The sequence below is a fragment of the Negadavirga shengliensis genome, assembly GCF_042652345.1.
GTDB lineage: Bacteria > Bacteroidota > Bacteroidia > Cytophagales > Cyclobacteriaceae > Negadavirga > Negadavirga shengliensis.
The window spans coordinates 362,787-384,919 of record NZ_JBHSJJ010000001.1 but is presented as its reverse complement, the minus strand read 5'-3'; the positions used below and the strand labels follow the sequence as shown (position 1 = coordinate 384,919).

20 protein-coding genes are annotated in these 22,133 nt (G+C 46.0%); 10 read left to right on the top strand and 10 right to left on the bottom strand.

Annotated features, from left to right (window positions below; translation table 11 throughout):
* Positions 1-193 precede the first annotated feature (193 nt).
* Positions 194-616: a nucleoside-diphosphate kinase gene (locus ACFPFU_RS01550; RefSeq protein ID WP_377060811.1), complete on the top strand. Its 423-nt coding sequence runs from the start codon at positions 194-196 to the stop codon at positions 614-616.
* A 244-nt stretch (positions 617-860) separates the two neighbouring features.
* Complete coding sequence (locus ACFPFU_RS01545; protein WP_377060809.1) at positions 861-2,237, top strand: glycoside hydrolase family 140 protein; 1,377 nt, start codon at positions 861-863, stop codon at positions 2,235-2,237.
* A 13-nt stretch (positions 2,238-2,250) separates the two neighbouring features.
* On the opposite strand, the gene ACFPFU_RS01540 is transcribed toward ACFPFU_RS01545, so the two are convergent.
* The 5 genes from ACFPFU_RS01540 to ACFPFU_RS01520 all read right to left on the bottom strand — a co-directional run bounded on the left by ACFPFU_RS01540 (position 2,251) and on the right by ACFPFU_RS01520 (position 5,988).
* A complete protein-coding gene (locus ACFPFU_RS01540) occupies positions 2,251-3,003 on the bottom strand; it encodes a hypothetical protein (protein ID WP_377060807.1) in 753 nt (250 codons plus the stop codon).
* A gap of 387 nt (positions 3,004-3,390) precedes the next feature.
* Entirely contained in the window at positions 3,391-3,636 is a 246-nt protein-coding gene (locus ACFPFU_RS01535) for a Kazal-type serine protease inhibitor domain-containing protein (protein WP_377060805.1), read from the bottom strand.
* Between the two features lie 167 nt (positions 3,637-3,803).
* Positions 3,804-4,046, bottom strand: coding sequence for a Kazal-type serine protease inhibitor domain-containing protein (locus tag ACFPFU_RS01530; protein ID WP_377060803.1), 243 nt, complete (start codon positions 4,044-4,046; stop codon positions 3,804-3,806).
* A gap of 128 nt (positions 4,047-4,174) precedes the next feature.
* A complete protein-coding gene (locus tag ACFPFU_RS01525) occupies positions 4,175-5,236 on the bottom strand; it encodes a lysylphosphatidylglycerol synthase transmembrane domain-containing protein (RefSeq protein WP_377060801.1) in 1,062 nt (353 codons plus the stop codon).
* Entirely contained in the window at positions 5,233-5,988 is a 756-nt protein-coding gene (locus ACFPFU_RS01520) for a segregation and condensation protein A (RefSeq protein ID WP_377060799.1), read from the bottom strand. Before ACFPFU_RS01520 ends, ACFPFU_RS01525 begins: the two co-directional genes overlap by 4 nt.
* A gap of 185 nt (positions 5,989-6,173) precedes the next feature.
* On the opposite strand from ACFPFU_RS01520, the gene dxs reads away from it, so the two are divergent.
* The 3 genes from dxs to ACFPFU_RS01505 all read left to right on the top strand — a co-directional run bounded on the left by dxs (position 6,174) and on the right by ACFPFU_RS01505 (position 10,204).
* Complete coding sequence (gene dxs / locus ACFPFU_RS01515) at positions 6,174-8,090, top strand: 1-deoxy-D-xylulose-5-phosphate synthase (RefSeq protein WP_377060797.1); 1,917 nt, start codon at positions 6,174-6,176, stop codon at positions 8,088-8,090.
* A 184-nt stretch (positions 8,091-8,274) separates the two neighbouring features.
* A complete protein-coding gene (locus tag ACFPFU_RS01510) occupies positions 8,275-9,423 on the top strand; it encodes a glycoside hydrolase family 5 protein (protein WP_377060796.1) in 1,149 nt (382 codons plus the stop codon).
* Complete coding sequence (locus ACFPFU_RS01505) at positions 9,416-10,204, top strand: alpha/beta fold hydrolase (protein ID WP_377060794.1); 789 nt, start codon at positions 9,416-9,418, stop codon at positions 10,202-10,204. The genes ACFPFU_RS01510 and ACFPFU_RS01505 overlap by 8 nt, the downstream gene beginning before the upstream one ends.
* Before the next feature lie 158 nt (positions 10,205-10,362).
* Here ACFPFU_RS01505 and ACFPFU_RS01500 read toward each other — a convergent pair whose 3' ends face one another.
* On the bottom strand, positions 10,363-11,124 hold the full coding sequence (locus tag ACFPFU_RS01500) for an SDR family NAD(P)-dependent oxidoreductase (RefSeq protein ID WP_377060792.1): 762 nt from the start codon (positions 11,122-11,124) through the stop codon (positions 10,363-10,365).
* 128 nt (positions 11,125-11,252) lie between these two features.
* Here ACFPFU_RS01500 and ACFPFU_RS01495 point away from each other — a divergent pair, with 128 nt between their 5' ends.
* From ACFPFU_RS01495 to ACFPFU_RS01475, 5 genes are all read left to right on the top strand, one after another.
* Positions 11,253-12,374 (top strand): D-2-hydroxyacid dehydrogenase, encoded by a 1,122-nt coding sequence (locus ACFPFU_RS01495; protein WP_377060790.1) that lies wholly within the window; start codon positions 11,253-11,255, stop codon positions 12,372-12,374.
* 520 nt (positions 12,375-12,894) lie between these two features.
* On the top strand, positions 12,895-13,983 hold the full coding sequence (locus ACFPFU_RS01490; protein ID WP_377060789.1) for a hypothetical protein: 1,089 nt from the start codon (positions 12,895-12,897) through the stop codon (positions 13,981-13,983).
* Positions 13,984-14,357: 374 nt separating this feature from the next.
* Positions 14,358-14,924, top strand: a complete 567-nt coding sequence (locus ACFPFU_RS01485) for a YceI family protein (protein WP_377060787.1) — start codon at positions 14,358-14,360, stop codon at positions 14,922-14,924.
* Positions 14,925-14,960: 36 nt separating this feature from the next.
* Positions 14,961-16,253 carry a hypothetical protein gene (locus ACFPFU_RS01480; protein ID WP_377060785.1) on the top strand — a complete coding sequence of 431 codons (1,293 nt, stop codon included), beginning with the start codon at positions 14,961-14,963 and terminating at the stop codon, positions 16,251-16,253.
* A 12-nt stretch (positions 16,254-16,265) separates the two neighbouring features.
* Positions 16,266-16,790: a hypothetical protein gene (locus tag ACFPFU_RS01475; RefSeq protein WP_377060783.1), complete on the top strand. Its 525-nt coding sequence runs from the start codon at positions 16,266-16,268 to the stop codon at positions 16,788-16,790.
* 78 nt (positions 16,791-16,868) lie between these two features.
* Here ACFPFU_RS01475 and ACFPFU_RS01470 read toward each other — a convergent pair whose 3' ends face one another.
* The 4 genes from ACFPFU_RS01470 to cysS form a co-directional block, all read right to left on the bottom strand.
* Entirely contained in the window at positions 16,869-18,320 is a 1,452-nt protein-coding gene (locus ACFPFU_RS01470) for a sialate O-acetylesterase (protein ID WP_377060781.1), read from the bottom strand.
* A gap of 97 nt (positions 18,321-18,417) precedes the next feature.
* Positions 18,418-19,569, bottom strand: coding sequence for a galactokinase (galK, locus tag ACFPFU_RS01465; RefSeq protein WP_377060779.1), 1,152 nt, complete (start codon positions 19,567-19,569; stop codon positions 18,418-18,420).
* A 52-nt stretch (positions 19,570-19,621) separates the two neighbouring features.
* Positions 19,622-20,608: a M28 family peptidase gene (locus ACFPFU_RS01460; protein WP_377060777.1), complete on the bottom strand. Its 987-nt coding sequence runs from the start codon at positions 20,606-20,608 to the stop codon at positions 19,622-19,624.
* The gene (gene cysS / locus ACFPFU_RS01455; protein ID WP_377060775.1) at positions 20,598-22,091 is read right to left on the bottom strand and encodes a cysteine--tRNA ligase; all 1,494 of its coding nucleotides are present in this window, start codon (positions 22,089-22,091) and stop codon (positions 20,598-20,600) included. The genes ACFPFU_RS01460 and cysS overlap by 11 nt, the downstream gene beginning before the upstream one ends.
* Positions 22,092-22,133: the final 42 nt, after the last annotated feature.

The window sequence follows — 22,133 nt, the reverse complement described above, 5'->3', positions numbered from 1 at the left end:
TGAGTATATTTTAGCATATTGTGTTTTTTGAAAAACACAAGACACAAAGTTCTATATAATTTTCGGAAATTCCCAATAGCGCCTGCGGGCCATATTTGGTGACAGTCATACATTTGCCGGAATAATCTCGGAGTTTATGGCAAAAGCTTTAATTTTGCCCCGAATCAAAACTATAACTAATTACCAAATTGATATGGCGACCAACAGAACATTTACTATGATTAAGCCTGATGCTTTCGGTGCAGGCCATTCAGGGGCAATTTTGAAGATGATGGAAGAGGCAGGTTTTAAAATCATTTCACTCAAATCTACCAGGCTTACCCCCGAACTTGCCGGAAAATTTTATGAAGTGCATAAAGAAAGACCGTTTTATAAGGATCTCTGTGCGTATATGTCATCAGGTCCGATCATCGCGGCCATTCTTGAAAAAGAAAACGCCGTGGAGGATTTCAGGAAACTCATCGGTGCGACCAACCCCGCTGAGGCCGCCGAAGGAACCATCAGAAAACTTTTTGCCAAATCCATAGAGGCGAATGCCGTGCATGGCTCTGATTCCAATGAGAATGCTGCCATAGAAGGCCGGTTCTTTTTCAATGAGTTTGAAAAAATACGCTGAGATTTTCCTGTCCGCACCGGATATCACCCCGGGCGGACCGGTTTGGTTTCCTGACTTTTTAATATGGAGATTATTTCCTTATTTTTAGACAGAAAAAAATATCACCCAAAAACCATTGTTTAAATAAGATGAAATCAAGCATGACGGGATCGTCACAAACTGGGATGATTATAAAACATGCGAGATTCCCCCGAAACAAGTTCGGGGCAGGCTATATGGCCTATTAAGAAAAAATTATAATCATATGAAAACATATCCCACGATTCTGTCTTTTTTCTTTTTGGCCATGTTGGCCGGAAGCCCTGTTTTTGCCCAACTCCCCCGGCTTAAAGTTTCCGACAACCAGAGGTTTCTGGTGACAGAAGAGGGAAAACCTTTCTTTTGGCTCGCGGATACCGCCTGGGAGCTCTTTCACCGTTGCGATAGGGATGAGGTGGGTTATTATTTGGATAAAAGAGCGGAACAGGGCTTCAATGTAGTGCAGGCAGTGGCTTTGGCTGAAATTGACGGTCTCAACACCCCGAATGCTTATGGTGAAAGGCCACTGGTGGAAAACGATCCTGCCCGGCCAAACCCCGCTTATTTTGAACATATAGATTATGTATTGGACAAAGCGGCGGAAAAAGGAATATACATCGCCCTGCTTCCCACCTGGGGAGACAAGGTTTTCAAAAACAACTGGGGAGAGGGACCTGAAATATTCAATCCTGAGAATGCAAAGGAATTCGGTAAATGGATGGGCGACCGGTACAAGAACAGAACCAACATCATCTGGGTGATAGGGGGTGACCGTAATCCCAGAGAGAACAGCGACGATGTCACCATATGGCGTCAACTGGCGGCCGGCATAGGAGAGGGTATCGGAGGGCTTGAGAAGGGGTTAATGACCTTTCATCCCCAGCCTGCTAAGCCCGGGGGCTCCAGCAATTGGTTTCACCAGGATGAATGGCTGGATTTTAATATGCACCAGACGGGTCACTGTCCCAATCAACCTACCTATAAGATAATAAGTCATGACTACAACCTGAAGCCCACCAAGCCTACTTTAGACGGAGAACCACTGTATGAGGACCATCCCAATTGTTTTAATGCAAAGGAACTGGGGCATAGTGTACCGGATGATATCCGGAGGATTATGTATTGGAACGTTTTTGCCGGGGCATTTGGGCAAACCTATGGCTGTCATGCGGTGTGGCAGATGTACACCAACGAGAGGAAGCCTATCAATATGCCGCTCAGACCCTGGAAAGTAGCCCTGGACTTGCCCATGGCCAGCCAGGTCATCCATTTGAAAAACCTGATGCTGTCGAGACCCTTCCTCACACGGGTACCTGCCCAGGAGATGGTTAGGACTGTACAGGAAGATGATCAGCATTATGTCATCGCCACCAAGGACAGTGCGGGAACCTATGCCATGGTGTATTTTCCTACTGGAAAGGCGGTGGACCTGGACTTGAGCCATTTGTCAGGCAGCCGGATAAAGCTTTCCTGGTACGATCCCAGAACAGGGAACTTATATACAGATGGTACTACTGCGGAAAAATCCGGGAGCATCACCGTAACCCCACCCACTTCGGGAGGAAAAGGACATGATTGGGTATTGGTGTTGGACAGTGAATGAACAACTTTATGAATCAAAATGCGAGGTGCACTTTCACCTGCAGGTTTTGTAAGCGAAAATCCATTCTTCCGGAACCCTCGTTGGATGTATAATCGTATCCAATTTTCTGCGGACTGTAATCAAAGGCCAACCCAACTGCCCTGTACCTTAAACTTAGACCAAAATTCGGATTAAAATAGAGGGCGGACGGTGATTCAAACGGTTCTCCACTTTCATATCCAAAAGAAAAATATTCGTCATCATCGGCATCAAAATAATAGATGCCAAGTGAATGTAACCCGAAGGCCACTTGAACCCTTGTGTCCAAAATGATGTCATCCGTGAGGGCTATTGTGGCCGCCGGACCTAATCTGCCCGTAAATGAAAAGGCATCAAATTTTTGCTCGTCACTTAAGGCATTGTTTCGTTCTCTCGCGTAATGGGACCAGTCCAGTTGATTATAGGAAAAGGAAATCATCGTCCAATCCAGACCGTACCGCACTGGCATGTGGCTTTTATAGTTAAAATAAAAATGTCTGCCGACTTCTACCATGAAACCTGTGGAGGCACCGATATTCCCGCCCTCTATATTCGCCGCTACAGATTCAGAAGGGGAAAGTGTACCCGGGAAATTGTTGATGCCAAATCTTAAGTAAGCATTTCTGAAATCAGCAGGGTGTATACCCCGTAAATTGGCATAGTTGTCTCTGAGAGGGTTTTGGGCCATGACGGCGTTGAACAGTCCCCCGATCCCCAATACCATAAAAAGCATGTATATTTTTTTCATAATAATTTTATAATGAAATGGCATAATGAAGTATAGCCGGCTTGCTGACCCGCACAAGGTCATGTGATATCCTGTCAAGCAAGTGGGTGCCAAAAGACGCGCTATATTTCTTTTACTTGGGCAAATAAAACAAAAATTCTGTTTTTAAAGAAAAAAAATATATTTTGCAGCAATATTATAAGAAAAAACGAACATTTTTTTGGTAATGATTGGCATTTATTTTATTACGTAATAGGACGGTTTTATATTTTTCGGGGTATTTTTCGTTAATTAATGCTGTATGGTTAATATTTTTAATGTATAATTCCCTCTTATCAATCCCGAAACCATCCCATGTTACATCCGGGTAAAGATAACTGTTTTGGAAACCCACCAACGGGCTTCTGATTAACTGTCTTGGTCACACTCACCTTCTGTCCAGCTTTTAAGGCCTGAAGCTCCGGCGACGCAGGCATTGCTGTAGGTTTTGCCGTCACAGCCGCATACCGGCCGGTAATCCATGGTGCAGATGGCTGCCGGGTTGGCCTTTTCGGGGTCAATGCAATCCACTGTAACCGGTCCCCTGGGCTGAAAATCCTCGCATTGAAATCCCAGCATCAGAGAGACCACAAATGCCAATACTGTTTTTTTCATGGCGCCTGTTTTTTGGATGAAAATGAAATTTTATCCTAGACGGGTAAAATTGGTAGCGTGCTACAATTTTTCCAGGGATTTGCAGATTTATAGGATCAGGAAAAGGGCCACCATGCCTACCTAGTTGCCGTAGAAGCAGATATGGTGGCCTTTTCCGGGGAAATGGATCATTCACATTCTCCTTTTACCCACTTCGTCACGCCGGAGTTTTCAGCGATGCACTCGTTGGCATACGTGACGCCGTCACATCCGCAGACAGGATCGTAAATCATCGGGCATGGTGCATTGGGGTCTATTTTCTCCGGATCAATGCAGTCACCGGTGACATCCTTTTCTACGCTTGGATTTGCCATTTCACCAGAAAGTCCCAATGAAAACACAAAAGCTAAAACCAAAATTAAACTTTTCATAACAATGATATTTTGGGTTAAACAAATAGGTTTCCCATCTCTACGAATGAAAAATATAAAATGCTACAATAGATGATGAATATTTATTATAAATAATAAAAAAAGTCTTATTAATAGCTACATGGATATTATTTTTTTGATTTTTTCTTTATAAAAAATACTTCTCTTATCCATTTTGGTAAGAAAATGGCGCCTAGAATCAGGTAAGGATAATAGGAAAGCATACGCCATAAAATACTGGTGACGAAAGTGTAACCGCCGAGAAATTCATTAAAAAACTGTGCGAAGAAAAATTCGGCTGTACCGCTGCTGCCCGGTGTAGGGCTGATCATCATCACGATCCACATGATGATCTGCCTGGCAAAAATGACAATATGTTCAAAGACATCCAGATCTTCATAGGCGGAGATCAGCGCATTGAGCATCCAGTACCGGGAAGACCATATGAATACGGTGGACAGGATAATAATGAACCAATATTTGAAACCCTTACCCTTGAGTTTTTTGCTGGCATCTATGATCTGGTCTCCATAGACGTGAGCCTGATATTTCCACTTCCGGAACCACTGAATGGAAAAAATTTTCAACAAAATCCACTTGAAGACCCTGGGCCTGTAAAACAGCGCTCCGGCCATCAGCAGCGAATAAAAGGTATAAAGGGAATAACTTACCCAAAACAGGTACTGAAGACTGGAACCTAAGCGCATTTCGAGCACACGGCTTTCGGGAAAGATGTGTCCCTGGGCCAAAAACAGGATGATTGGGGCCCCGATGACAAAGAAAAGGTTGTCCATGATGGCCGTCAGCATCACATAGGCAAGTGATTTGCCCAATTCTATGCCTTCCTTGTGCAGGATAAATACTGCCACGGCGGTCCCTCCTACGATAGAAGGGGTTACAGCCGACGCAAATTCCCAAAGTATGATCACATAGATGGCCCTCACCCAGGTAAGGTGCTTGTCGGTCACTTCCCTGATTCGAAAGATATAACCGGCATCCCTAAGGAAAATAAACAAAATGGCCAGTAACAAAGCCGGTGTGGACGCATCAAATACACCCCGTAAAGTCCGGGCATTGATAGATGGGTCCATGTAGAACATAAAGAATACGATTCCCAGTCCGATCAAAACAGGCACCCAAACCTTATTGGGGTTTAAGGTTTCGAAAATCTTCTTATTGTCTAACTTCATACGTTTTGAACTGGTATTGCCTCTAATTTTTCAACCCAAAAATTATTGAACCCCTCCCCTATCCTTATGGTAACCAGCGCCAACTGTAATAATTCCAAAATGGCCAAAAATGTATACACTATAAAAATTTTATCCGGTTTCAAATCTATGAAATCCGTAAACGGAATTTTCGATTTATCCCTTAATTTATCCAAAACCAGTTCCTTTTGCTGCTCAATGGTATACGGATACTGTATGACGGTATGTTTTGTGTCATCACTTCTGGACACATATTTTGCCAATACTTTTTGGTAAACCTTCAGCAATCTGTAAAGGTCCAGATCCTGCATTTCCGCATCTACATTGTCTGCTTTGGCCAGTCCCTTGAGTTCCTCCTCCACATTGCCACGGTTCCATTTGGACATTCTTTCTTCCTCCATATTCGCAAGTGTCCCTAATACGGATTTATACTTTTTATATTCCAGCAGATGCCGGATCAGCTCCTCCCTTGGATCTATCTCTACTCCGTCTTCATTGAGTTCCGGTCGGGGCAGCAGCATTTTGGATTTTATTTTCATCAGTGTGGCGGCAAAGAGGATAAATTCACTTGCCACCTCTATCTCCATTTTCTCCAATTGGTGGATATAATCGAGGAAGTCGTTGGTGATTTTGGAAATGGGAATATCATAGATATCAAGCTCATCCCGCTCTATAAAGAACAGCATCAGGTCAAATGGTCCCTCAAACAGAGGCAATTTGATTTCAAAACTCACTGGATACTATAATTTTTTGCTAATTTTGTGATTCTTATTGAATTCAAAGATATTATATATCTTGTTAAATATATACCGATACCGATTAAATTCCTCGCTGGCCCATGGGATGTTAAATAATTATTCCTATAATTAAACATTCTTTCGTGTCAGGAGTTATAAATTTTTACAAAGATAAAATACAAATGCAAATAGAACCCGGAAAACTGCTCGCGCAAATCCAGAACCCGCAGGATTTGAGAAAGTTTGACAAGGATAAGCTGGTTCAGATTTGTGATGAACTCAGGCAGTTTATCATTGACCACGTGTCCGTGTATGGAGGACATTTTGGTGCTGGACTTGGCGTGGTGGAGTTGACCGTGGCGCTGCATTATGTATTGAAGACCCCTGATGATCAACTGGTATGGGATGTGGGTCATCAGGCTTATGGCCATAAAATCCTGACAGGCAGAAGGGAAATATTTCATACCAACCGAGTTTATAAGGGGCTTTCCGGTTTTCCAAAAATAAAAGAAAGCGAATACGATGCTTTTGGGGTGGGACATTCCAGCACCTCCATTTCTGCGGCTTTGGGCATGGCCATGGCCTCAAAATACAAGGGAGAAAAGCACAGGCAGCACGTGGCGGTGATCGGGGACGGTGCGTTGACAGGGGGTATGGCTTTTGAAGCCATGAACCACGCCGGTGTATCAGATACCAACCTGCTGATTATCCTTAACGATAACTGCATGTCCATAGACCCCAATGTGGGGGCTCTCAAGGATTATCTTACCGATATTACTACTTCCCATACCTATAATAAGGTGAAGGATGAAGTCTGGCATCTTTTGGGGAAAATCAGCAAATTCGGCTTTAGCGCGCAAGATGTTGTTTCTAAAGTGGAAGGTGCCATCAAATCCGCCCTCTTAAAACAGAGTAACCTCTTCGAGTCCCTTAACCTTAGGTATTTTGGACCTATAGACGGACATGATGTCAACCATTTGGTGGAGGTTTTGAATGACATGAAGGACATTCCCGGACCGAAAATCCTGCATTGTGTAACTGTAAAAGGAAAAGGATATGGGCCGGCCGAAAGGGACCAGACCAAATGGCATGCCCCCGGAAAATTTGACAAAATCACGGGAGAGATTGCCAAAAAAATCACTACAGGTCCCCAAGCCCCCAAGTACCAAGACGTATTTGGCCATACATTAGTGGAATTAGCAAAAAAAAATGAGAAAATCGTGGGCGTCACCCCCGCCATGCCTTCCGGCTCCTCTATGAATATCATGATGAAAGCCTTTCCTGACCGGTCTTTTGACGTGGGCATTGCGGAGCAGCATGCGGTTACATTTTCGGCTGGATTGGCGACACAGGGGCTCAAACCCTTTTGTAACATATACAGCACCTTTATGCAGAGAGCCTATGATCAGGTAATCCATGATGTCTGTCTGCAGGATTTGCCCGTGGTCTTTTGTCTTGACCGGGCCGGATTCGCAGGAGCAGACGGCCCTACTCATCATGGAGCGTATGATCTCGCTTTTTTCAGGTGTCTCCCAAACATGGTAGTCAGTGCGCCGATGAATGAGGAGGAATTGCGTAACCTGATGTATTCCGCCTCTTTATATGAAGGCCCGTATTCCATCCGTTATCCAAGAGGACAAGGTGTGATGTTGGACTGGAAAAAAGAGCTGAGAGCGGTTCCCCTTGGCCAAGGGAGGATCATCAAGGAGGGCGAGGAACTGGCTATCCTGACCATAGGCCATATTGGAAATTATGCCAAAGATGCCACCGGAATGCTTAAAGCGGAGGGATTAAATCCGGCACATTACGATATGCGGTTTGTAAAGCCGTTGGATGGAGCCTTGTTGCATGAAATCTTTGGCAAATTCAAGAAAGTAATCACTGTCGAAGACGGCTGTTTGATGGGAGGATTTGGCAGCGCCGTATTGGAATGGATGGTTGACCATGGCTACCACAGTGAGGTGAAAAGGCTGGGTATACCGGATGAAGTGATTGAACACGGCGAGCAGATACAGCTTCACCGTGAATGTGGTTTTGATCCTGAAGGAATTGCTAAGGCCGTCCGGGAAATGATGGGGATAACCTACGCCAAACGATAAGCGACAGGCATTTTTGCTATAATTTTGCCGGTTAAACCAGATTTATGCCTTCTTTTACCTTTCGATGATTTTTTTACGGTATAATTTTTTATTTTGACATGGATAAACCGGAAGGTTTACTATGGAGCAGATATGCCTCCAGTTATTATCAGAACCTAATAAACCGATTAAAATGAATCCTAAAATGAACCAAAGGCGGGATTTTTTAAGAAAAACCGCTTTGATCACTGCAGGTGTGGGCCTGGGTGTAAGCAATCCGCCCTTGGCAGCGGGCCTCAACAAAACCAAAAATAAACTCCCTAAATGGAGAGGGTTTAATTTGCTTGATTTTTTTAATCCCGAAGCAGACAAAGGGAGAAAAAACAAGGCTGAATATTTCAAATGGATGGAGGATTGGGGCTTTAACTTTGCCAGGATTCCCATTTCCTATCCCAGCTATCTGGATTTTGACCGTTCCAAACCTATTACCCCCGATGAGGTGCTGCAGTTTGACGAACGCCGACTCGAGGAGATAGACGATTTGGTGGACAAATGCCATACACATGGATTACATGTAAGCCTAAATTTACACCGCGCACCCGGTTTCTGTATCAATGCAGGCTTTCAAGAACCCTATAACCTTTGGGAAGACCAGGAAGCATTGGACGCCTTCTGTGCCCATTGGGAAATGTGGTCCAAGCGCTATAAAAATGTTTCTTCCAAAAAGCTGAGTTTTGATCTTGTCAATGAACCGTACAAGCGGGAAGATCCCAATAACCAGCATTCGCCGGGAGGACCTGTCCCGGTGGAAGAATACAGAAAAGTGGCCGAAGCAGCTTTGAAGACCATAAAGAGTGTCAACAAGAAGAGACTGGTGGTAGCGGACGGCAACGGAGGTGGAGGCATTGCGGTACCCGAACTGGCAGACCTTGATCTGCACCAAAGCTGCAGAGGGTACTTCCCTATGCATATATCCCATCACAAGGCTCCCTGGGTTTATACAGACCCCGATATTCTGCCGGAACCTACCTGGCCCGGCACCTACAATGAACGCTATTATAGCCGCGAGGACCTGGTAAAACATTATGAGCCATGGGTGGAATTGCTCCACAAGGGAGTGGGGGTACACTGCGGGGAGTTGGGTTGCTATAACAAGACACCCCATCCAGTATTTCTGGCCTGGTTCGGGGACATACTGGATATTTTACACGAGAATGGCATCGGATTTGGTTTATGGGAATTCTCAGGGACATTTGGAATTCTCAACTCCGGCAGGACAGACATTGAATATGAAGACTGGTATGGAGAGAAACTTGACCGAAAATTGTTACAGTTGTTGATGAAATATGCTTGATATCGCTTATACAGATATGGGCCAAGGCGGGCCAGTGGTGTTGATCCACGGGTTTTGCGAGACCAAGGAAATCTGGGCAGACTTCCAGAAGGCGCTTTCGGGAAGCCATAGGGTAGTATGCCCGGATCTCCCCGGCTTCGGGGAAAGCCCCTTGCCCAAAACTTCTTTCGACCTGGAATACATTGCCTCAAAGCTCTATGATTGGATGAAGGCCATCGGGTTGCGGTCACCCACCGTCATCGGACATTCTCTCGGAGGGTATGTGGCCCTTGCTTTGGCCAAAAAAGCAGGTGATGAGCTGCATGCATTGGGTTTATTTCATTCCACAGCTTTTGCGGACAGTGAGGAAAAAAAAGAAAGCCGGAACAAAACCATCGCTTTTCTGGAGAAAAACGGGACAAAACCGTTTGTGAAATCCTTTATTCCCCAACTGTTTGCGTTCCCTCAGCTAGAGCAGCATAAGGCACGGATAGATGGGCTTGTTGATATAGGGTTAAAAATCCCTGTTGATACCTTGATAGCCTATACCAAAGCCATGCGGGACAGGAAAGATCACATGGATGTGTTGCAAGCATTTCCCGGAAAGAAATTTCTGATAGCCGGCAGGCTGGATCCCGCTATCCCCATAGAAGCCAGCAGTGCACATAAGGTCGTGGTGGATGAATACCTGGAACTGCCCGATGCGGCTCATATGGGGATGTTTGAGGTCGAAACAGATACATTGACTTTTATCAGGAGATTTTTACAGCCGCCTGTCCCGCATCCTGACGATCCATCTTAAGAGGATTGGTCGCATATACCGGCTATAGATCAGGACGGTTTAGATCGGACCATATTGGGGTCAGTGTTTCCCCAAAAAAGACCACGCCAAAATCTAATTCCACCCGCTATGTGGATTTTGCCACCGTTTAAAATTTTCAATAACAGCGTCGAGTCAGGTTAATAGGTTGCTCTTCCTCCCGAAAGGTCAAAAACAAAGCCTGTATTGAAGCTGGCTTCTTTGGAAAGTATCCAGGCTGCCAGAGATGCCGCTTCCTCTACCGTTCCCAGGCGCTGCATGGGGATCCTGGAAGTCATGTAAGCCAGTTGCTCCGGGCCCGTATCTTCATTCATCGGCGTTCGGATGACGGCCGGTGCCAAACCGTTGATGGTGATTCCTTTGTCGGCATACTCCTTTCCCAGCGCTTTGACCAAGCCGATTACTCCGGCCTTGGTGGCGGAGTAGCCCACCATGTTGGGATTGCCTTCCTTGCCGGCAATGGAGGCGATGAGCAGAATCCTTCCATATCTGGTTCCCTCCATCCATTTTAAGGCATACTTCGAAACCAAAAAAGATCCCCTTAAATTGACCCGGTAAATCTGATCAAACTCCTCCGTGGGATAATCGGTGATTTTGATTTGGGTGGGACCTACGATTCCCGCGGAGTTGGCGACCATATCCAACTGGCCAAAATCATTGATGACCTGCCGATAACCTTCTTCCACTGCCCTTTCGTCGGAAATGTCCACTTTATAAGCTTTCACTTTCCATCCTTTTTCCTCCCATTGTGTCTGCAGGTCCAAGAGCTTTTTGTCCCGGATATCCCATAATGCCAGTGATGCGCCTTCCGCGCCCAGCCTTTCGGCAATCCCCTTGCCTATGCCATCGGCAGCCCCTGTGATTACGGCTACCTGGTTTTGAAATCTTTGATGTGGGTTCATTGGTTCATTTTTTCAATATGCCTAAAATCCTAAAATAATGAATTTCAAGTATTTTCCCTTCCTATCCCCGTGGCTTTTGGTTAAATTTAATCATCTCGAAAAATTAACAGGATAAAACCCAACTGATTATGAAAAACCGAAGCCTTACAGGAAACAGGAGGAAATTTCTAAAAACAATGGCACAAAACGGCTTGCTCATAAGTGCGGGGTCAATGCTTCCCGCTGGCAGTGCCTTTGCCTATGGCGGTGAAGCTGTTGCTTCCGACCACACAAAAAGACGCGAGGGCCCGCTTAGGATCTGGCTCTCTTCTGGCTTGGATCCGGACCTGGAACAGCAGGTTCGCAGCATTTCGAATGAAATCATACTCGTCAAAGCGGCAGGAAATGCTGAGAAAGCAAGTTTTCTTCCTGAGATAGAGGCCTGTTTTGGATTCATCAACGAAGCAGACCTCAAAAAGGCCGGCAATATGAAATGGGTGCACAGCATGTCGGCGGGCGTGGAAAACTACCTTTATCCGGAAATGATACACAGGGATGAAATCATGCTTACCAATGCAAAGGGTTGCTACGGGCCAGCCATTGCTGAACATACTTTTGGATTGCTGTTTTCCTTGACCCGGGGGATCAAAGAACAGTCGCTGAACATGACCTCCAGCCGCTGGAAAGGAGTGGACAGGCAGGTGGAAATGAGGGACCTTACCATGGGGATCGTAGGCTTTGGGGGAATAGGCAGGGAAATCGCCCGCAGGGCCAAAGCCATGGATTTGAAAGTGGTGGCTGCCGATATCAGGCCTTTAACCCAGGAAACGACGGGAAATATGGTTGATGAGCTGTACGACATGAATTTCGGTGGCTTGGATAAAGTTCTTGAGCAAGCCAATATCCTGGTGTCTGCCGTACCCCACACCCGCAAAACAGAAGGGATGTTTGATTGGGAAGTGTTCAAAAAATTACCGGAAGATGCCTATTTTATCAACATCTCCAGGGGAAAGGTAACCAACACCAGGGACCTGATGAGGGCTTTGGACGAAGGTAAATTGGCAGGGGCAGGTTTGGATGTAACGGATCCGGAGCCTTTGCCCGCAGACCATGCGCTTTGGAAATACCCCAATGTCATCGTGACATCACACATCTCTGGAAGGTCCCAATATTCGCATGTCAGGAGTCAAAAGGTATTTGTAGAAAATGTACGGCGTTATTACCATGGCCTGCCCCTGATTAATCCTGTAGACAAAGCGGCGGGATTTTGACCGACAAATCCCAGGGAATCATAGTGATCCGATTTTCGGTATTTGTGTCAAATTCCGTTGGGGATAGGGAATTACTTGTGGTTGCAGTTGAGCTGGGTGTGGCCTCTTCTTTTGAATATGGTTGAACAGGTCTCCCGTTACTTTTATTTTTATATTTTTTACCCCTCCCCTTTCTATTCAATGTCATCCCTTATGTAAAATACAATGAAGGTATCTGGGGACCATGTTGCCTTATTTTATCCATTAAAATATATTTATTTGTATTTAACATTTAATAAAAAGCGTTTTATTTGAATAATTTATTCAAAAGGTATTGTAATTGCCAAAAGCCTTATTTACTTTTAACTGGGTTTTAAAGGATCATAAAAGCGATAGTTGATACTTGTGGGTATTATTATCCGGTGCGGAAAAAGTTTTTTGACACGGGCAGTTTTGCCGGTCAAGAATGGTGCAGCGGGGTCACCTTTTTCCCTAACAAAAAGCCAGAAATTTATCTTTACTAACCAAATACCAATCCTACATGAGAAAAATGTACACCAACCCCTTTAGGTGGAGTAAAGCCTTTTACTTCATTTCTGGTTTGTTTTTAGCCCTTACCGGATGTATTCAGGAAGAAACGGCAGAGATGCAAGAACCTTTGCCGGATTTTGATGTGGAACATTGGGCTTCCGGATTGAAGCCATTTGAATTGACGGATCCGGTCTTTACGGACCCGGATTATGACAGTCTTTTTATTCCTGACTTTTCCATAACGCTGATGGAAAAAATATGGGATGCGGAAAAGCTGGAAATCACCCCGATGTCTTCGGCGGCTTGGCAGATGATCAAAGAGAAAGCGGGGCAGGCAGGCCCCGGTGTTGCTGAGCTATTGGTAAACATTGACTGGCATTTGCTCAGGGAAATCCTTGACCGCGATACAGCGCTGGATCCTTTGTTTGAGGCATTTTTGGTGGGATTATTGGAGACGGAGGAGCTGGGTCTGCATTTGCCGGAACTACCTGAGATAGCTTTGGACAATCTCACCTTGGATAGAGAAATGAGCAGAAAAGCGCAAATGGAAGCCTCTTTAAGGAAGATGACAGCTATGGAATTTGATGATTCCTGCGAGGGCATGGTTTACTTTTATGCGGATGGTATGAGAAAAGGCAACAGCGAATTTCGTGAACAGGGCTTGGAGGCCATATTCACAGATTTCCTCAATGCGTATGACAAAGCCGACGGGCGGTTTCAGCAGAGGAACCTGTTGATCAACGAGTTGTACGGGGAAAGATTGGCGCTGGTAAGCGTGTTGATAGAAAAGGGACTGGCCCTTGCCCACAAGGCAGCAAATATAGATACCTGTGAAATCCGGGATCAACTTAACCATCTCAGCGTGCTCTATGCCTATTATATCCGCAAACAGTTCGATGCCTGGTACCTCACGGCCCTGAACCTGAACAGGTATTTTTATGAGAAGGAATTGGGGCAAATCGATGAACTGAGAGCTGAGAGGGAAGCGGAACTGGAGCAAATCTTCCAGGAAAGGGGTGACGCCATAAGTGAGTGGGAAGAAAATGCCCTGAAGGCGTGCGAGGATACCGGCACCTTCGCTTTGCCGGAGATATTTTAAAGGCATCTGCCTGAACAAAAAAGCAGGGAGATTGCTCCCCGCTTTTTTGTCAATAGATTTGGATGGTCTATCATGTGAGTTTTCTTTTCTCACCGAAGAATTGGAGGTACTTTTCAACCTGTGTCACTTTTACAACCCAAAGCATCCGTTTTTGACTTTTTTGGTCTTGGTAGAGGTGGGCGGATGATGATCTTTCATAATGACAGATCATGCCTTGAAAATCGCTTTTAATGGCTCTCAACGCACTTTTTTCAAGAGAATCTGCAAATTCTCAAAGGCGAGGGTAATTGCAAATCATCTTAAATACTGATTTCCGTCATGTTTGTTGAGAAGGTCCAGAACTACCTTTGATCTGTCAACAAATTATTACAGCCATGATTAATTTAACTCTAAAAATCAGCACGTTATTTTTCTTCTTGTTACTGTTTCAGCCCATACTTGCCCAGTCAAATTTTGTACTTAACGGGAATACGGAGATGGTGGTAAGCGGGACTTCTACCCTTCATGATTGGAAGATGACATCCAGCCAGGCGGAGGGAAAAGCAGTAATGGTGACAGAAAACGGATCATTGAAAAAAGTAAACCACATCCAACTCCGGTTACCGGCGGAGAGTCTAAAGAGCGGCACCAATGGGTTGGATAAAAATGCCTATGGTGCCTTGAAAACCAAATCCCATCCTGATATTCAGTATGAGGCAAGCAATTTAGAGGTAACAGGCAATGAAATCCTAGCCAAAGGCAAACTGACCATCGCGGGAAAAAGTGTCGATACGGAATTTCCTGTTAAGGTAAAGAAAGAAAATAATGCCTTTGTATTCAACGGGGTATATTCCTGCAAATTATCTGATTTTGGAATAAACCCACCCACAGCAATGTTGGGAACCATCAAAACGGGTGATGATATCAATTTGTCATTTCAAGCCAGTTTTGCAGCCAAATAAACATGAAACAAATTTCCACTCTATCAATTTAAAATTATGAAACCTTTAATTATTTGTTTAAGCTTATTGTTGATCATATCCCAGTCCCTTACCGGACAGACGCTCCAATCCGACATGCAATTTTGGAGACCTTATGATCAAAGGGGGATCAACGTTTTTGAAACCGGAAAAGCGGATACAGTAGCTTTTGACGGAATCAAAGTCCGCGTGGGCGGTGCTTTCGCCCAACAGTTCCAATCTTTGAGCCACAGCAATTCAGCCACTGCCCGGTTCAATGAGGGGGGAGTTAACCTCAATCAGCTAATGGATATCGGCTCAGGCTTTAACCTGGCCACCGCCAATTTAAACCTGGATGTGGCTTTGGCTGATGGAATCAGGCTGAACCTGGTCACTTATCTGTCTTCCCGCCATCACCCTGAGTCCTGGGTGAAGGGAGGTTACCTGCAGTTCGACAAGCTGAAATTCCTGAACAGCGAAGTCTTCGACCAAATCATGGAACGGGTGACCATCAAAGTAGGTCATATGGAGATCAATTATGGTGATGCCCACTTCAGAAGGTCAGACAACGGCAATGCATTTTACAACCCCTTTGTAGGCAATTACATCATGGATGCCTTTACCACCGAAATCGGAGGTGAGGTGATTTACCAACACGAAGGGTTGCTCGCTGTAGCCTCGGTAACCGGCGGTGAAATCCAGGGAGGGATCACCAATCCGGGAAGAAGAAAGCCGACTTTTATCGGTAAACTGGGTTATGATAAATATGTAGCCGATGATGTGCGGGTCCGTCTTACCGGATCAGTTTACACCACTTCCGGCTCTGTCAGCAACACCCTATGGGGCGGAGACCGCGCAGGTTCAAGGTATTACCTGGTGATGGAAAACACACTGGCCACTACGGCCGGAAATTTCACCTCAGGAAGGTTTAACCCCGGCCAGAGAGATAATGTGACCGCTTTTGTGCTGAACCCGTTCGTTAAAGTAGGTGCCCTGGAGTTTTTCGGAAACCTGGAGCAATCGAAGGGCAAAGCTGCCAACGAGACCGTGGACAGGAAATGGAATCAAGTGGGCGCGGATTTGCTTTATAGATTTGGAGCGCAGGATAAGTATTATATGGCTGCCAGGTACAACCAAGTCAGCGGGGAGCTTACTGCGGACGTGGACGCTTCCATCAACAGGGTACAAGTAGGCGGGGGATGGTTTATTACTAAAAATGTCCTTGCGAAAGTGGAGTACGTCAATCAAAAATATCAGGACTTTCCAGGATTGGATATCCGGAACGGAGGCAAATTCAACGGCCTCATGATAGAAGGGGTTATAGGATTCTAAAAAAACAAATCCATGTTACAGGTCTGGTTTTTAGCGGTTTACTTTCTGATGGCGTCATCTGCGGAAAACAGAAACGTGCATTTGGTAGTCCATGAGAAACAGATCATAGTCAAAGGCAACACATCCATTGGGACCTTCAGCTGTGATTATTGTGCCAAAGGCATCAAAGACACACTCGCTATAGGCAATGGAGGCAAGATGGATTTTGAAATTCCCGTAGGAAAATTTTCCTGCGGGAACTTCCTGCTCAACCGTGACTTTAAGAAGACACTTCAGGCCGAAGTTTACCCCAAAGCTTGGGTGAGGGTTCGCAACATTTCTCCGGGAATCAGGGGCCTGAGATGTGACCTTGATGTCAACCTTGCAGGAAAGACTTTTGAATTCAAAGATTTCGAACTGGATTACGAAAATGAGGTACTAAAAGGCAGTTTAAAATTACAATTCGACCAACTTGGTTTGGAACCGCCGAAGCGGATGGGAGGCCTGATCGCTGTAGACCGGGAGCTCCTCCTTCAGATTCAATTGAGCACCGAATGATTTTAGAATGCTGTTTTAGTGAAGGTCAGGCTCCGGGCGATTTAAGCCCGGGGCCTGTTGTGTATTCAGCAATAGGTGTTATTTTTTTCCAAAAGTAATCCCCTGCCAGTCGTCTGTACGAAACGGGTTGGCCGGAAGCCCTTCTTTATTGTATACATTGAGATCATCGGGATTGTCTGCCCAACCATACCGCACGGCAACGGGATTGGTGATTTCACCAATCGACAGGATGATATCGTTGCCATCCTGATATCCTTTTACCCAATGGAAGACCTTATCGTTGCCCGCCACTGAAAAACCTTTTACGTAACCGTATTTATCCTTCACCACCAAGCCGCTGCCCAGGTGGTCGAAACTGATCCTGATTTTGTCTCCTTCGGTGGTCATGGATTTATAAGTGGGGCCGCTATAGACCACATCCATCCCGTATGCTATTTTTTTGGCAGCTAAGGCCAATCGTTCCCCTACTGTCCATTTGTCGCGCGGGTGGATGTCCCCGGCCTCCCCTCTGTCAATGATCACGGCTTGCGCGGTATGGGGCAATGCCAAAGCCATCGTCTGGGCTTCTCTCAACTCTGCCCAGTCGCTGTCTTCCGGCTTTTCCTTGGGCTGCTTGTAGTTGGCCAGTTGCACCCAAAGAAAGGGAAAATCTCCCTGCCCCCATTGTTTTCTCCAATCCGCAATCATCAGCGGAAATATCTCCCTGTACTGATAAGCCCTGCCCGCGTTGGATTCCCCCTGATACCAAAGTGCACCCTTGATGGCAAAAGGAATCACAGGTTCCAGCATGCCAAAATACAGGCTGGTGGGCCAGCTGTTGGGTTTTCTGTCATCCGGGTTGGAAAAATCCTTTGGGCCGTTGGTTTGGTTGTTTTTGACCTTTTCGCTGAAGTCGGCGTGGGTCAATAGAGCATCCGGGCTGGTCCATGCCTCGGAGACGGTCCCTCCCCAGTTGATATCCAACAGGCCAACCGGAACATCCAGGTCACGATGGATGTTTTTTCCGAAGTAGTATCCGATGGCGGAGAAGTTGGCCACCGCTTCGGGACTGCACAAGGACCAGGTTGCCTCTGGTACATCATCCATGGGACTTAAGCTCATGTTCCTACCCACTTCAAACAACCGTATCTGCGGGAAATCCGCCACTTTTATGCTGTCCTCCCCGTGATTGGTGTTTTTCAAGGCCCATTCCATGTTGGACTGCCCCCCTAAAAGCCATACATCCCCGACAAGCACATCACGGAAAACCAGGGATGTGCCTTTGGTACTCACAGTGAGTTCATAAGGCCCGCCGGCTGCCGAAGGCGCAAGCTTCAATGTCCATTTGCCTTCTTTATCGGCCCTTGTCCTGTATCGTTTGTCCTGAAATTCAATGGTAACGGCTTCCCTGGGTTCCGCCCAGCCCCAAATGGGAATATCAAGTTCACGTTGTAATACCATGTGGTCAGCAAATACTTTGGGGAGCTTTAGCTCCGCCCGGGCAGCGGCTGCCAGTAAAATCAGCAGTCCTAAACATAAAATTTTTTTCATCTTTTTTGGGAATTGTATAATGGACAAAAAACGATCGAAAAGATAATGTTTTTTAAAGGAAAGATTATGGTTTAAACCGGGGAAAGGTTAAAAAATTTCATAATGATATTTTTTCTGTGCCGTTTTCTATGCGGACCTCATATGTTTTCAGGGGCTGGTTGAATTTTTCCGCATAAGCCCAGGTCATATTTTCCACAAAATGTTCTTTTTGGGATTTTTCCAGCAGGTTGAGCGTGCAGCCTCCGAATCCCCCGCCCATCATCCTGGCGCCCAGCACATAAGGCATGTCCAAGGTTTTTTCCACCAAAAAATCCAATTCCTCGCAACTGACTTCATATTGGGTGGAAAGGCCATGATGAGATGCGTACAGCCATTTGCCGAGGTCCGTCAGGTTTCCGCTTTCCAGCGCAAGGCAGCTTTTCAGGAGTCTTTCATTTTCGGAAATCACATAATGGCATCGGTCATATACTTTGCCGGGAAACTCAGGTTTTAATGCCTCCAGCATGAATGGTTCTACATCCCGCAGGTTTTTCACCTCAGGATAATTTTTTTTGATGATTTCCACACCGGTTTGGCACTCCTCTCTCCGGGTATTGTAAGCCGAATCGGCCAGAGAGTGCGCCACCTGGGTATCACAGAGCAGTAATTGGTAGTCACCCAGGTTGACAGGAACATACTCATAGTCCAAGCTTCTGCAATCCAATCGGATGGCCTGGCCTTGTTTGCCCATCATGGAAGCAAACATATCCATGATTCCACATTTGACACCTGCAAATTCATGTTCCGCCATCTGGGAAATATTCACCAATTCCAGCTTATCGATGTTTAATTCAAACACCGCGGATAGTCCCATGCCCACGCCGTTTTCGAGGGCGGCCGAAGAAGAAAGACCGGCACCAATAGGGATATCCCCTCCAAATACACAATCGAATCCTTCTACGGCATATCCTTTTTTTACCAGTTGGTCTGTGACGCCCATAATAAAATTGATCCAGCCGGAACGTGGGGTCAGGGATCCCAGGTCAAAAGCTTGCCCTTCCTCATAATCCATACTGTAGACCCTACAGGTATTGCTGCCGTTTTTAGCGAAACCCAGGTAGATGGATTTATCTATGGCCGCCGGTAACACAAACCCATCATTATAGTCGGTATGTTCACCGATCAGATTGATCCTTCCCGGAGAGCGGATGATCAGGGGATTCGTATGGTAAATTTCTTTGAATTTCTGCTGTATCAGTTGATGGATCATTTTTAAGGATTTTAGATTCCGGATATAGGTAGCTTGAATTCAGGATGTCAGCTCATTCCTGATAAATTGTAAAAAGCACCGTTTCCCCGACGACCTGTAACGTTTTTCGGTCGATCAGTTCCATATTATCGGCATGGGTATGATGGTAATGGCCAAACCCATAATCCGGGCTGTATTCAATGATATTGATCATGGGAATATTGGCGTTTTCGTTTACAAAAAGGTGGTCATCGGTAATGGCTTCCGCCCTTCGCATGGGGAAGAAATCGCTATGGCCCAAATCATGGGCATATTTCCATACCTTATCCACGACGTTTTTGGCATACTGCACCGAATAACCTTCCTTATAAAACCTGGCACCTTTGCCGCCTACCATATCCAGCAATATGCCAAAATAGGCGGTGTAACCACTTCTATGGGGGGTCTTGGACCAGTGCTGTGAGCCCAGGCACCACCATATCTGCGAATGGTCCCGTTGTCTCCTGTATTCCGGTTCGCCGTCATCTTCGCCGTCAAACAGAATAATGTCCACCCCCACATCGGGTTGCAGCGCATCTGAGGCGAGTATTCTCGCAATCTCCAACAGTATACCCACGCCGCTGCCGCCGTCATTGGCGCCGTCAATGGGTTGATCTATCCTCTCCGTGTCTTTATCGGCCATTCTGCGGGTATCCCAGTGGGCTGCCAGCAGGATTCTCTTGCTCGCCTCCGGGTTATGGGAAGCGATGATGTTGGTCAGTTCAAGGACTTTTCCATCGTAGGCTTTTGCGGTGAACTCCTGGGTTTCTACCTGCCAGCCAAACCCTTCCAGGGTTTCCACTAACCAGTTAGCAGTAAGCCTGTGGGAAGGTGTATTGGGAACCCGGGGGCCAAAATCGACCTGTTTCTGAATGAAAGCAAAAGCGGAATCCGAACTGAAAGCGGGTACCGGCTTGTAAGTTTTCTCTTCAGACTGGCGGTCTATCCTTTCTGAAGCAGGCCTGTCGCCGCATGCCCAGAATAGATAAAGAAAGGCCCACAGCCATAGTTTATTCCTCATATGCCCAGTCAATTTGATGCTTCATGTCTTTAACGATGATCCCCATGGCCTTCAGCGCGGCACGGATTTCATCCACTTTTTTATAATCCCTGGCTGTTTTGGCTTTTGAATAAATGTTCAATATGATTTCCAGCAACTGGTCCTGATTACTTGTTTTTTCTTCGGTCAGCCCAAGAATCCCGTCCAGGAACCTCACATAGGTTTGGATCATTTTATCAAAGGTTTCCTTACCGAAAACGGCGGGGTTCAATTGTCCTGTATAGAGACTGTTGATCTTTTTTAGCAGGTTAAAGAGATGGCCGATGGCTTGGGCGGTGTTGAAATCATCATCCATAGACCCCAAAGCGGCTTCTATGCTTTTGTTCACCTGATCCACCTGGTCAGGCTGTACGGCTATTTCAGGGTCTTCTGTATACTGCAGTCTTTTTGCAATCCGGTATCCGTTGATCAGTTTTTTATACCCTTTCTGGGCCGCCTGGAGCGCCTGATTGGAAAAATCAAGCGTGGATCTATAGTGCGCGGTCAGGATAAAATAACGGATGGTCATCGGGCTGTACGCTTGCTCAAGCTTTTCATGGTCTCCGTGAAAGAGTTGCTGCAAGGTGATGAAGTTGCCCAGCGACTTCCCCATTTTTTGCCCGTTGATGGTAATCATATTGTTATGCATCCAGTATTTGGCAGGATCTATATGGTTGCAGGCATTGCCTTGGGCAATCTCACATTCGTGGTGGGGGAACATCAGGTCCATCCCGCCGCCATGGATGTCAAAATGGTCTCCCAGGTATTTGCCGCTCATGGCGGTGCATTCCAGGTGCCAACCCGGGAAACCCACGCTCCAAGGAGAATCCCATTTCATAAGATGTTCCGGCGAAGCTTTTTTCCAAAGGGCAAAGTCCAAGGGATTCCTTTTTTCAGACTGTCCATCCAGCTCTCTGCTCCCGCTCATCAGTTCCTCGATCACACGGCCGGACAGCCTGCCGTATTTTTTCTTTTCGTTGTATTTCAGGACGTCGAAATACACGCTGCCATTGACTTCATACGCGAGCCCCTCTTTCAGAATGCTTTCCACAAGCTTGATCTGTTCGGGAATATGCCCAGTGGCACGGGGTTCTATGCTCGGCTTTAGCGTGTTGAGCAGGTCCATATCCCTATGATAGGATTCTGCAAACTGCTGGGCCACCTCCATGGGCTCTAACTGTTCCAGTTTGGCCTTTTTGGCAATTTTGTCCTCACCATCATCAGAATCGGCCTCTAGATGGCCAACATCAGTAATGTTTCTGACATATCTTACCTTATAGCCTATAAAAGAAAGGTACCGGTAGACGACGTCAAAGGTGACTGCAGCACGTGCATGGCCCAGATGGGCGTCACCATACACTGTGGGTCCGCATACATACATGCCGACGTGTGGAGGGCGAAGGGGTTCGAAAAGTTCTTTTTGTCTGGATAGGGTATTATAAATCTTTAAATTTTTTGAAAGCATGTCGCAAATTTATCAAACTTTCAATATTTTTTTTAGGAAAAT